The sequence below is a fragment of the uncultured Sphingobacterium sp. genome, assembly GCF_964277905.1.
Classification (GTDB): Bacteria; Bacteroidota; Bacteroidia; order Sphingobacteriales; family Sphingobacteriaceae; genus Sphingobacterium; species Sphingobacterium siyangense.
Window position 1 is genome coordinate 348,317 of the sequence record NZ_CAXYKD010000048.1, and the last position, 12,196, is coordinate 360,512.

The following is a 12,196-nucleotide window of genomic DNA, read 5'->3' on the forward strand; positions in this document are numbered from 1 at the left end:
ATATATATCATTTGTAGATTTTATCTTGATGGAGTACACATATCTTTATATGAATATAAAACTGTCCATATCTCCATATCTATTACACCAGAAGTCAGCCCATAAATGGTAAGCCTTCTCATCTGAAAATTCTTTTAAGCGCTGAAGTCTTTCTCCAACTTCAATTGGATTAAAACCGGGAACATTTATGATAAGCCAAGCTTCGCTGCATAATTCCAGTATTTGGGTTATAAATAGGGGGATAAATCTCTAGATACAATGATTGCCTACCTTGGGAAATGGCCTTCTTTCTTAATGTAACCTTTGACATAATGTTGTTTTTATTGGAAAATTAAACAATGAGAAATAGCATCAAGTACTACGAGTCCTGAGAGGCATTATTTGGCTTAGTGACGCCAATCAAGATGGATAACCTATCCGCAATATTCGTTTCGCAGGATCTTAATTAAGATTGGCTCTATTAATTTTTTAGGGATGTACACGAATTTTCCTTTTTGAAATTTTGGAATTTTATGCCTCTGAATCAGGCTTCGTAAGGAAGTCTCAGAAAGCTTATATTCTTCAAGAATCTGCCCAATATTAAAGCAGTCTTTCAATGGAATATTTGAAAGGTCAGAATTTGAGATATCATTGTTTTTGATTGGCTCTCTTTGTATAACGAAAAGAGCATCAATATCCTTTTTTAAAATCCTTATTCTTCTTACAGATAAATTCCCTGCTGCCAGTCTTCCTGATTTGATTAATCTGTAAACGGTGCGACGGTCGCATTTTAGTAAGGTGGCTGCTTCTTTTACTGTTAAATAATCCAGGGTCTTGATATCAAAATAGGAGTCAGGATTTTCTTTAGCTTTTGGTTGTTTAATTGCGGTATCTGGATCTGCTGTACTCCCTCGCAATTGTAATTCCCTTACTTTAGCTTTGTAAGCTCTTTGTGCACATTTATGGCAACAATACTTTCTTACTGTAGTTCTTGCAATGAATTCCTGCCCACAGTGATGGCAGATTCCTTTAAGTTTGATGTTTGAACTCATAATATTTTATTTGTGAAAGGTCAAACATCATTTAAGGTACATTAAAGTACAATTAGATACATTTAAGTACCTCAAGTGACATAATCTCTCCCGGATTACAAAAAATAAAATATTAATAGTTGGAGGGGTAAATAAGGGGCAAATTATAACAAAACAAACCAAATACCTTAAAATTCATACAAAATTAAAAATAATGTAAATGATTGAATTTTAGATTGTTGGTTTGTTTTTCTTTGTTTTATTTTATCTATTTACTTGCCGATGCAAAAAGTGTTACGTGTTGGTATTTATAGCTTTATGTTCAAAAAAATACAGTTAAATATCAATTTTGTAGTGTTTTTTGTATTTTTCAAGTCTTGATATTTAATCAATAAATTTCTCTTAAAATATGGCATTTGTCACATCGAATGTTCATAATCTTGAACTATTCCATAATAATTAAAAGCAATATGGAGTTTCGTGGCTATTTGGGATGCGAATGTAACTGATTTCACCACTGAAATAAATATTTATGAATTTTCATTCATGTTCTGGGATTTGGTATTCATTAATTATACTCCTATCCATTTTGCACTAAAGATCTTTGTGTTCTTGTTCCTTTTAATTCATGAAATGCTTTCTGCTGGATTTTAAATCTAGTGCTGCTTTGGTGCTACTTTCCCACCAGAGACAAGGAAACCATTATCTGGTTGTCTAAAAGCATATTTTTCTGGAGAAGGGGGCGAGATTCGAATTTCACGTTTCTTCATTATATTGCCTTTATTTTGTTTAAATCCATTTTACAGCGCTAGTATTAGAGAATATTTTGCGCAAATTTGGTGCTGTTTTGGGTGCTCCTTTTATTTATTGGAATTCTAATTGAAGCATTTTCGAGGAATTTTTCTATAATCAAAATTAGAAAATTTCTATAGATGGATACAGATAATAAATTATTATTAGAAAAGTCCAATTCCTTGTGTTGAAAAATGGGGTACTTACAGGTCATATTCTACATAAAATTTTACTTTTATCATACTGAACATTAAAAAAATAAAGTCTCTTGGTATTTCTCTTAATGATTTTACCTTTTGAAAAGCAAAAGAAGTGATCTGAATATTGAAGTACCACCTCTTTTGCTCAGTTGTTAGTTGTTGATTAAAACTCTATCCGATAATTGATAGTTGGAATAATACCAGACCATTTTTTTGCTTCAATGATCCTTTTACTTTGGTTGTAATGCATTCCAACAGTATTCTCTCTATTGAGTAAATTTTGCATATCTAATATAAACAGATGACTTGTTTTTTTCTTATTAATTCTATAGCTGGTTGAAAAATCCACACGTATATATGGGGCAGCTGTTAAGGTATTAATGCGATTTTGGTCGATAACTTCCTCGTCCAGTCTAAATGATTCTTCTTCGAGGATAGGGGAGTATTTTCTACCACCAGCATAAATTAATTTACCGTTTAATCCAAAAAGATTATTTTTATGTTTTCCAACATTCCACTCTTTTCCGAGTAATAGGTTGCCGACATATCTGGTATTAAATGCAGTATTGAATTCTTTTCCATTCAAAGCTTTAAATTTTGAATCAAATAAAGATGATGTAATCATAAAATAATATCCTTTGTTCAGGGATTTTTCCAATGTTAATTCTATTCCATAATTTCTTCCTGTTCCTTTGTTTACAAGATTCTGATAAGAAGATGATCCAATTGCAGAAATATCAGATACATTCAACAATGAGAAATTATAATTTGGATCAGCAGATACCGGGATATCATATAAATGCTGGTAATACATTTCAGTTTTGAATCTAAGGGTTCTATTGATATTTTTCTCGTAACCTAAGATAACCTGTGCAGATTTCGAAGGAGATAGTGGATCTGTGTTGTTTCCAGTTGAGCTTTTCGCAAAATAATAAGAAAGTGGCTCCAGACGATTATAGAGCCCTGTTCCAAATGATATGGTTTGATTTGGTTTTACTTTCCAGTTTAAGCCCAATCGTGGCTCTAAAGTCCAGCTTTTACTCCTTAAAAAGTAATTAGCGTGTACCCCAGTATTCAATACTAGCTTATCCGACAATACAGTGCGCCATTGGGCAAAAGCATCATAAGTACTTGTATTGCCATTTTCATTTATTCTTTCTTTTAGAGTCGACAATTCGGTGTCATAGCTCAGTGAATACAGATCGTATTTTAAAAGGCTTGCATTCAATCCAGCACGAATCGTATTTCTACTATTGGGCATGTAGTTCAAAGTTCCGGCATATCTATATGCCGTATTGGTGTATTTATCTTTATTATAAAGGCTTGAAATATAATCAGTGGTTAATGTATCCTTTCTATTTGTATTCTGACTTAGGGACATAGACAATATATTTGTAAAATATAATTTGTCATTTGCCGCTATGTGATGTTTTAAACCTACACTCCCGGCATTATAAGTTACATCAATATCTTGTGCATCTGTCCGTTCCTCCCATTTGGAATAATCATGTTCGGCTTTATCCTTGAGTTTACCAAGACCTCCGATTCCAAAAAGTGAAAAAGTTCCGACTTTTTTGGTCGGAAATACAAAATTGAAAGATAGATCCTGATATTTAGGTACACCTGCATCTGTCAGTTTTACACCGACTTTATCAAGTAAACTAAGGGAAGAATAGCGGTAACTGATTAAATAGGAAGACGAAGCTCCTTTTTTAAAAGGACCTTCTAAAGTCGCACCAACTCCTAGTACGCCCAGATTAAATGAGTATTCTCGTTTATCTGTATTTCCTTTACGAAACTTGAGGTCAAATACGCCAGAAGTAGCATTGTTATATTCTGCAGGTAGTCCTCCGGTATAAAAATCTGATTTTCCCAATGCCATTGTATTTAACATACTAATTCCACCGCCTGAGGCACCTTCTTCGCCGAAATGGTTCGGATTTACAATTTCTATTCCTTCTAACTTCCACTGGAGACTTTTTGGAGAATTTCCTCGTACAATAATTTCGTTGTCGTCACCTCCGGCAACTGCACCTGGAAAACTTTGTGCCATTCTTGCAGGATCAAGAAATGCTCCAGCATAGCGGTTGGTTTCTTCTGGTGAAAACGAACGTCCGCTTGTCATTGCCATTTGATTTAGTGGGTTTTTACTATTATTTACATATACAATCGCTTCATCTAACTTATTTGATTGTGTCTCCATTTCAATATTTACGATATTCTCTTTACCGCTAGTAACAAGTACATCGGTTATCTCTTCCAATTTATATCCTGCCATTTTGATTTTAATTTCATGTCGACCAACCGGGATATTACCAAATCTAAATACACCATTCTTGTCTGAACTTACAGATCTAGAATTGCCATTAAAACTAAGTGTAACGGTTGATCCAGCTATTGGTAGTTTATTATTTCGGTCGATAATTGTTCCCTTTACAGTTTCGGTCACTAGCTGTTGATTTAACTTAATTGAATCCTGCTGCTGTGCTGTGGAGATTTTGGCCTGTCCTGATAACGCTATAAATAGCAATGATGATATTTTCTTCATGATTTAATTTTGTTTATCTCTATGACAGACGAAATATAGAGTACCCTTTGCAAGAAAAGGTTGAAACTATGAAATAGATAATTTTGTAAAGCGAATTAATAAAAACCAAAACCAAATGATATTAGAGGCTGAGAGAAATTCCTCATTTTAAGAGTATAAATTTTAGCATCTACAATTTATTCCCATTGAAGGAACTCAATGGTATTATTATGATAATAAAAAAAGCGCATTGAAGTGACTCTTTTCACTAACCTATGAGATAGCTCTCAGAATGATGGCGGTGAAGACTTTTCTACTTTGAAAAATGCGAATAGATTATGTTCTTAGGCTGACAGATCTAGATCAGCCATAAAGCGCTGAGTAAAACCTTGGCTAATTTAATGAGAATTACTTGGTTTTACTGATTTCTGATGAATGCCTATAAATGAATAATAGTTTTTTTGCTTATCCATGATAATCATTTAAAATGACATTCCTGCATTTATATTGTTATTTAAGAGGTTTTTATCTTTTTTTTTGAATACAAATTTTCGGGCAGCCGGGATTGGACTTTTCTAATTTCCGTTACTAATTGATTTATTCGTTGTTTGTGTCTAATATTTTTTGATAACTCCGTTGGTGTGAGATTCCCAAGACCTTCATGGGATCTGTTGCTATTATATTCATCCATCCACGCCCGGGTATGTATTTTTGATTAATGCTGATCTGTTGTTCCAAAGGTTGTTTCTCCCGGGCAGGTAGCCGACGGTTGCCACGCCGCTTCTTGTTCATATCAAGTAGCTTATAGACTCTGTATACTTTTTTATGTTTCCATGGTTTATCTTTTTCGCGCAGGTAGACATATAGCTTTCGAAATCCATATACAGGATGTTGGGAAAACTGCTGATCTAATGCTGCTATAATGGCGCTATTGTCTTTCTTACTAATATAGTAATATTGTGAACGGCACATACCTGTCAATTTACAGGCTCCGGTTGCAATCAAACCGTGATCTGAGACAATCTCCTGGGTTAACTGATTTTGTTGCCGGAGCCCCAACTTTTTTGGTGATGACTTCTTTTAGGATATCATGGTTCATACTCAGTTCGGCAAACATCTTTTTTAAGCGTGCATTTTCTTCTTCAGGTTCCCTCAGGCGCTTGACATCTGATACTTCCACACCACCGTAACGACTTTTCCAGTTATTTATACTCATATTTTTATGCTATTAGCAATTTCATATTTATGGTTTAATCTCATCTTAGCATATATTTCGGTCGTTTTTACATGTTTATGATGTAGCATTTCTTTTCCTGCATATATACCATATTTTTCGATAATTGCAACAGCATAACTATGGCGAAAATTATGCCAGGAGATCCGTTTGTTTATACCAGCCAAACGGATCCATCTATCTAAGATAGCATTATTGTGAGCTGAATATTTCAATCCTTTAAATATTCGTTCTTCTTTGTCTTTTAATTCTCCCATGAGTTGGACTGCTTGATTAGATATTGGATGAATTAAAAATTCTGAGCTTTTTTGGCTTTTGAATCGAAGATAGTGTCCATTTTCCTTATCGAAAAAGTAATCTTCCCAGGTTATCTTTAATATATCACCGATACGGAATCCTGTAGTAAAAGAAAATAATGCTGCACGTTTTACAATTTCATTTTCGCAAAATACATTTTTTAGTATACTGACTTCTTCAATTGTCAAAAATTCTCTATAAGGACTTTCAGCCTTTGGTGACTGAATTCTACTCGTATAATTTTTTGACAATAAGCCTTTATTGTAAGCTTCCTTGACGGCTGCTTTGTACTTATTGAAATACATGTGTTTAGAATTAGGGCTTAGTTTTTTAGCTTCACTGTTTAATGTATGGGTAGTTTCCAGGAATAGTTTAAAGCCTTCTGAAAAGCTTTCGGTAATTTCTTTAAACATACAGTTGCCATTCGTATATCTTTCAAAAAACTTATAAGAGCTTATCCAGGTGGTATAGTTTCCTTCCGAAGACGCTCTATTTCTACATTCTTTTTTAAAGAATTCCAAAAAGCTCTCCTTTTGAGCAAAAAATGATCCTTCTTCAAATGCACCAATAAGTATTTTATTCTCCCTATCCAATCGGATCTTTTCTGCAGCCAACTTAATAATTTGATTCTTCTGTTTTTCTAAAGGATCTTTTGTTTTCTTATTATAATATAATTTTAAAAATTCTCTCCTTGTTTGTTTCCCAGTTTTGGCATTTACAATAGGAGGGTAATAGTCCAAATACAGACTCGTAAGTCCATTTTTTAGTAAGGTTTCTCTTAATTTAACTTTTATCATGATATTTATTATTTAAAAAGTGCATTAATATTTTCTTTTGTGATAATTATTCGTGAACCAATTTTAGTGACTTTTATGTGTTCATTTTTAATTAATCTCCAGAGAGTGGTTCTACTGATACCCATTAACTGACAAGCTTCACTTATATTAAAAAATGATTTATTAGCTTCATTCGATAAAACCGAACTGGATACCATTTTTTCTTGTGTCTCTTCATAGGACTTTAGTATTTTCTTATCACGCATCTGCTTTTTATAAAAGCGGCTGTTACAAATTTTGCTACAGAATCTGGTTACAGTAGTTCTGGCTATAAAAGAATTTTTGCAATGATCGCATAAGCGTTTTATATGAATGTTGCTTGACATGTTTATAAATGTTTCTAAGTATTTCTATATGTTACCATATGTTTCTTTGTGTTTCATGATTCCACCCTACAAGATTTTTTTTGTACTTTCTTGTATTTTTGTATTCAACGTACAAATAACGTACGTGATTTTACTAAACTATACAATTTAAAGTTAAATAATAAAAAACAAAAAATCCGCTTAAAATATTGATTTTAAGCGGATTATGGTTGTTGTTTATTGTTTTTTATTATCGTTAACTACGATTTACTTTCCGATACAAAACTTGGAAAAGATATTATCCAATAAATCGTCTGTAGAAACACTTCCCGTTATTTCACCAAGATGATATAAGGCTTGGCGTATATCCATCGCTAGAAAATCAGAAGTGACAGGATTGTCAATACCATATATTACGCGTTCCAGTGAATCTGCTGTTTTTTGTAGCGCTTCTACGTGACGTATGTTGGTGACCATGACATCGTCGGTATTTAAATTTCCTAATTGTACACGATTGATCAATTCGTCTTTCAGTTCCTCGACACCGATTTGTTCTTTTGCTGAAATGTAAAGCGGATTAAGGACATTGTAAACCTCTTTTTGCGCCTCAGAAAGCAAATCTGATTTATTGATAATGGTGACAAATGGAATTTGTAGGCGCTCGATTTCTGGTAATTGCGCTTGTACTTCTTCAACTTTGTCCTGTGTAGGGTCAAATAGGTAAATGATCAATCGCGCTTGTTTCATCTTTTCACGGGTACGCTCAACACCTTTTGCTTCAATAACATCTGCCGTCTCACGTATACCTGCTGTGTCAATAAATCGGAATGTGACGCCATGAATATTAATCTCATCTTCAATGGTATCGCGCGTTGTTCCTGCAATATCAGAAACAATGGCACGTTCTTCGTTTAAGAAAGCGTTCAATAGGGTTGATTTTCCTACATTAGGTTTCCCGGCAATGACAACAGGAACACCATTTTTTAGGACGTTACCCTGTTCAAAAGATTGCACTAATTTTTGAACAATAACCTGTATTTTATTGATTAGATTTTTTAGCTGATCCCTGTTCGCAAATTCCACATCTTCTTCCGAAAAATCAAGCTCTAATTCAATCAGTGAAGCAAAGTGAATGAGATCTTCACGAAGGGATTTAAGCTGATTGGAAAAGCCGCCGCGCATTTGCTGCATCGCCACTTGATGTGAGGCGGCAGAATTGGATGCAATTAAATCGGCAACTGCTTCTGCTTGGGATAAATCCATTCCGCCATTGAGAAATGCACGTAGGGTAAATTCTCCTGGACGAGCAGCACGTGCTCCTTTTTTGATGAGTAGATTAACAACGCGCTCAATAATATATTTGGAGTTATGCGTTGATATTTCCACCGAATTTTCCCTCGTATAGGAGTTCGGGGCTACAAATAAGGAGACCAATACTTCGTCAATGATCTCTTCGCCATCCCGTATGGTTCCAAAATGGATCGTATGAGACGCTTGTTGAAGTAGGTTCTTTCCTCTAAATATTTCGTTCGTAATTTTTATGGCATTTTGGCCCGAAACACGTATGACAGCAATAGCGCCATTTGTTCCGGAAGATGTCGCTAATGCAACAATGGTATCTTCAGTGATATATCCTGTATTTGACATGGTACAAAGATACGTTAAATTGAAGTAATGGATTCTATATATTGCGGCACAAATTAAATTCATCTTGATCGATTAAACCTTTGTTCAAACATTGAAGTCATACCCATAGAAACGCTTGTAAAAAAGAATGGAACATAGGCGGAGTGGAATTGATTTTTAAATTTAAATTATACTGTTATGAGAAAGATGATATACTTCGCGTTGGCAATTGGAGGACTGGTTTTAATCGCTCCTCAGCAATCTTCGGCTCAACATCGTGGAAATGAACGTGAATGGAAACAGGACAAAGAGCGTAGAAAATATGAAGAGAAAAGGGATAAGGAATATCGAAAATATTTAGAAAAACGCGAAAAAGAAGACCGTAAGTATCATAAAGAAGTAGCTAAGTCATACCGAAAAGGATACCGTCATGGAGCACCAGCCTGGGCAAGTGCACATCGTTACGATAGTAGACACCATGTATACTTTAGAGATTACAAAACATTCTACGATCCTTACAGAGGAGGTTACGTGTATATGCGCAATGGCCGTTGGAATTTTTCAGCAAATGTACCTTCATTTATGTTAAATGTCAACTTGGGAGCAGCCAATATCCGGATTGTAAAAGATGTTGCAATTAGCAGACATCCTGAAGATTTTTACAACGACTACCGTTGGGATTAGAAAGAATTTATCTTGTTGTTTGAATAAAAAAGCCTCAATCTTTAGAAAGATGAGGCTTTTCTTCTTGCTAGTCTTCTTCGAAACTGACTTTATTCACTTCAAGCGACTTTATCCGCGCTAACGATTCAATTCTTAAATCGGGCAATTCTCTTAATCTTTTGCCACCTTCCTGGAAGGATTTTTCGATAATAAATCCCATGCCCAATACTGAAGCCCCCGATTGTTTAACGAGATCGAGCATACCAAAAGCGGCATTCCCATTGGCCAAAAAATCGTCTATAAAAAGAACATTGTCGCTCGGCGTAAGAAACTCTTTGCTGACACAGATGTCATAGGTTCGGTTCTTGGTAAATGAATGCACCTGGCTTACATACATATCAGCCATGGTGGTCGGTTTTGCTTTTTTTACAAATACAACCGGTAATTCCAAAAGGTAGCCAAGCATGATCGCTGGGGCTATTCCGCTTGCTTCAATTGTAATGATTTTATTGATCGGGAGGTCTGCAAAACGACGGACAAATTCCACCGCAATAGATTTCATCAATACGGGGTCCATCTGGTGATTGATAAAGTTGTCTACTTTAAGTATGCCTCCTGCAAGACTTTTACCGTCATGAAGGATTCTATCCTTTAATAATTTCATGTTTTACTCGTATAAATATAGCGCGCTATGTAAAAATTTTGATTTGTTAATCCTTAATCCATTTCCATTTGATAGAGGTTATTGAACTCTTCTTGATGATGTTCGAGAATTACCTTTCGTTTCATTTTCAAGGTTGGTGTTAACTCTCCATTTTCAATAGTAAATTCATCTGTTAAAATAATTGGTTTCTTAATCTGCTCCCAGTTACCAAAGTGCTGGTTCGCCCGACGTACCTCCTGATTGACTTTTTTTACAATGGCAGGGTCAGTCAGAAAATCATCCTTTGTCATGGTTGCAAGTTCAGGAGCATCTGTTCTGGCCCAATCCAACAAATGGGCATAGTTTGGTACAATAAAGGCAGAAGCAAACTTCATCCCGTCACCGATAACCATTGCCTGTTCAATAAATTTAGATTCAACGAGCTTGGTTTCGATAGGTTGTGGTATGACGTACTTCCCGCCCGAAATTTTGAACATCTCTTTTTTTCGGTCAATGATTTTCAAGAATTTTTCATCTTCCCACTTTCCTATATCTCCGGTATGCAGCCATCCATCAATGATGGTTTTATCCGTTTCGGCCTTGTTCTTATAGTATCCCATCATGACATTAGGGCCTTTTACTAATATTTCTCCGTCTTCAGCAAGTTTTATTTCAACAAAACGGACAGGAAGGCCAACAGTACCTATGCGTATTCCTTTGATATAATGATTGACCGAAATGAGTGGGGAGGCTTCGGTCATGCCGTAACCCTCATATAATGGAATTCCTGCAGCTAAGAAGGCACGTGTTAACTTGCTGTGAAGAGAGGCTGATCCAGAAGCAACGGTAAGTAATTCGCCACCCAATGCTTCATACCATTTGTTAAGGACAAGTTTCTTGGCAAGCTTTAGTTTGAGATTATAGGATAGACTTCTTTTCTCAGGATTTGGATCATATTCTTCTGCAACTGAAACAGCCCAATCAAATACTTTGCGTTTGAAGCCACTGAGATCATGACCTGTTTTCATAATTTTCTCATAGACTTTTTCAAGAATACGTGGGACAACGGTCATGATATGAGGTTTTACTTCCTTCAGATTATCACCAATCTTTTCAAAAGATTCTGCGATATAGATCGTAAAGCCAAGATACATATAGGTATATAAAACCATACGCTCGTAGGCGTGGCAAGGTGGTAGGAAGGTCAATCCGCGGTCGTAGGCCTTACAGGGTGTAATTTCTGCTGCGCCCAATACATTGGAAAAGATATTATTGTGTGACAACATTACGCCTTTTGGTTTGCCCGTTGTACCGGAAGTGTAAATCAGGGTAGCGAGATCTTCAGGTTTAACCTGGTCACGTAGTGCTGCTAGTTTTTCTAAGGAGTAATTGGAGCCTATATCATTAAGTTCTTTCCAGCTACGTGTTCCTTCCTGATCTGCGATACAAAAAATATACTTCAATGTATAGATTGAATCGGTTAGATTCATCAGGCGATCGTACAGGCTTTTGTTGCTGACGATACAAACCCTGATTTCGGCATCATTAAAGATATATTGATAGTCTGTATCCGTAATATTTGGATAGATGGCCACCACCACTGCACCAATTTGCTGGATTGCAAAGTCAATCAAATGCCATTCCATACTGCTGCCGGCAATGAGACCAACTTTTTCGTTGGGTTTCACGCCAAGTTCAATCAGCCCTTTGGAGAGGCTGTCTACTTGTTCAAGAAAATCTGCTGTTTTGATATAATTCCACTTGCCGTCCACTTTGTGTGCAAACATATCAAGATCGGGGTATTTGCCCATCTGTTGACGTGCAAGATCAAATAATCTAAGTTTTTCTTCCATTTCAAATCGTATTCTTTTAAGCTCCGGGGGAGCACCCTTCCAGTATGAACTTTGTTTTAAGGGAAAAGTTTGCAAACATAAATAATAGTTTCAAGAATATGGAATGATTTTGTAATTAGCTTGTTTCAAAAGGATGAAGGGGAGGCGAGTGATAGGTAAAGTGCTTTTGTGCTTTTCAAAAGTAGGGTGTTTCTTGGAGACCATCTGAGC

The 12,196-nt window shown here is 35.6% G+C and carries 10 protein-coding genes and 1 pseudogene; 1 reads left to right on the plus strand and 10 read right to left on the minus strand.

Going from position 1 to position 12,196, the window contains the following annotated elements:
* Positions 1-413: 413 nt before the first annotated feature.
* The 8 genes and pseudogenes from ACHWSC_RS23130 to mnmE form a co-directional block, all read right to left on the minus strand.
* On the minus strand, positions 414-1,031 hold the full coding sequence (locus ACHWSC_RS23130; RefSeq protein WP_394678320.1) for a helix-turn-helix domain-containing protein: 618 nt from the start codon (positions 1,029-1,031) through the stop codon (positions 414-416).
* A 1,134-nt stretch (positions 1,032-2,165) separates the two neighbouring features.
* Entirely contained in the window at positions 2,166-4,550 is a 2,385-nt protein-coding gene (locus ACHWSC_RS23135; protein ID WP_394678321.1) for a carboxypeptidase regulatory-like domain-containing protein, read from the minus strand.
* A 493-nt stretch (positions 4,551-5,043) separates the two neighbouring features.
* On the minus strand, positions 5,044-5,220 hold the full coding sequence (locus ACHWSC_RS23140; RefSeq protein ID WP_394678322.1) for a hypothetical protein: 177 nt from the start codon (positions 5,218-5,220) through the stop codon (positions 5,044-5,046).
* A 92-nt stretch (positions 5,221-5,312) separates the two neighbouring features.
* Positions 5,313-5,501, minus strand: a pseudogene (locus ACHWSC_RS23145) (IS3 family transposase); the annotation flags it as partial.
* A 10-nt stretch (positions 5,502-5,511) separates the two neighbouring features.
* The gene (locus tag ACHWSC_RS23150; protein WP_394678323.1) at positions 5,512-5,745 is read right to left on the minus strand and encodes a transposase; all 234 of its coding nucleotides are present in this window, start codon (positions 5,743-5,745) and stop codon (positions 5,512-5,514) included.
* A complete protein-coding gene (locus ACHWSC_RS23155; RefSeq protein WP_394678324.1) occupies positions 5,742-6,857 on the minus strand; it encodes a tyrosine-type recombinase/integrase in 1,116 nt (371 codons plus the stop codon). Before ACHWSC_RS23155 ends, ACHWSC_RS23150 begins: the two co-directional genes overlap by 4 nt.
* Positions 6,858-6,865: 8 nt before the next feature.
* Positions 6,866-7,102 carry a helix-turn-helix domain-containing protein gene (locus tag ACHWSC_RS23160; protein ID WP_394678325.1) on the minus strand — a complete coding sequence of 79 codons (237 nt, stop codon included), beginning with the start codon at positions 7,100-7,102 and terminating at the stop codon, positions 6,866-6,868.
* Positions 7,103-7,468: 366 nt separating this feature from the next.
* On the minus strand, positions 7,469-8,848 hold the full coding sequence (mnmE, locus tag ACHWSC_RS23165; RefSeq protein ID WP_394678326.1) for a tRNA uridine-5-carboxymethylaminomethyl(34) synthesis GTPase MnmE: 1,380 nt from the start codon (positions 8,846-8,848) through the stop codon (positions 7,469-7,471).
* A gap of 177 nt (positions 8,849-9,025) precedes the next feature.
* Here mnmE and ACHWSC_RS23170 point away from each other — a divergent pair, with 177 nt between their 5' ends.
* Positions 9,026-9,511: a hypothetical protein gene (locus tag ACHWSC_RS23170; RefSeq protein WP_286754453.1), complete on the plus strand. Its 486-nt coding sequence runs from the start codon at positions 9,026-9,028 to the stop codon at positions 9,509-9,511.
* Between the two features lie 67 nt (positions 9,512-9,578).
* On the opposite strand, the gene xpt is transcribed toward ACHWSC_RS23170, so the two are convergent.
* Together xpt and ACHWSC_RS23180 are read right to left on the minus strand one after the other, a co-directional pair.
* Positions 9,579-10,154 carry a xanthine phosphoribosyltransferase gene (xpt, locus tag ACHWSC_RS23175; protein ID WP_075992052.1) on the minus strand — a complete coding sequence of 192 codons (576 nt, stop codon included), beginning with the start codon at positions 10,152-10,154 and terminating at the stop codon, positions 9,579-9,581.
* A 53-nt stretch (positions 10,155-10,207) separates the two neighbouring features.
* Positions 10,208-11,986 carry an AMP-dependent synthetase/ligase gene (locus ACHWSC_RS23180; RefSeq protein WP_394678327.1) on the minus strand — a complete coding sequence of 593 codons (1,779 nt, stop codon included), beginning with the start codon at positions 11,984-11,986 and terminating at the stop codon, positions 10,208-10,210.
* Positions 11,987-12,196: the final 210 nt, after the last annotated feature.

Bases quoted from the DNA above. Each gene is read 5' to 3' on its own strand.
- ACHWSC_RS23155 (WP_394678324.1), bottom strand. From the start codon at position 6,857: ATGATAAAAGTTAAATTAAGAGAAACCTTACTAAAAAATGGACTTACG.
- ACHWSC_RS23150 (WP_394678323.1), bottom strand. From the start codon at position 5,745: ATGAGTATAAATAACTGGAAAAGTCGTTACGGTGGTGTGGAAGTATCA.
- ACHWSC_RS23180 (WP_394678327.1), bottom strand. From the start codon at position 11,986: ATGGAAGAAAAACTTAGATTATTTGATCTTGCACGTCAACAGATGGGC.
- ACHWSC_RS23130 (WP_394678320.1), bottom strand. From the start codon at position 1,031: ATGAGTTCAAACATCAAACTTAAAGGAATCTGCCATCACTGTGGGCAG.
- ACHWSC_RS23170 (WP_286754453.1), top strand. From the start codon at position 9,026: ATGAGAAAGATGATATACTTCGCGTTGGCAATTGGAGGACTGGTTTTA.
- xpt (WP_075992052.1), bottom strand. From the start codon at position 10,154: ATGAAATTATTAAAGGATAGAATCCTTCATGACGGTAAAAGTCTTGCA.
- mnmE (WP_394678326.1), bottom strand. From the start codon at position 8,848: ATGTCAAATACAGGATATATCACTGAAGATACCATTGTTGCATTAGCG.
- ACHWSC_RS23140 (WP_394678322.1), bottom strand. From the start codon at position 5,220: ATGGATGAATATAATAGCAACAGATCCCATGAAGGTCTTGGGAATCTC.
- ACHWSC_RS23135 (WP_394678321.1), bottom strand. From the start codon at position 4,550: ATGAAGAAAATATCATCATTGCTATTTATAGCGTTATCAGGACAGGCC.
- ACHWSC_RS23160 (WP_394678325.1), bottom strand. From the start codon at position 7,102: ATGCGTGATAAGAAAATACTAAAGTCCTATGAAGAGACACAAGAAAAA.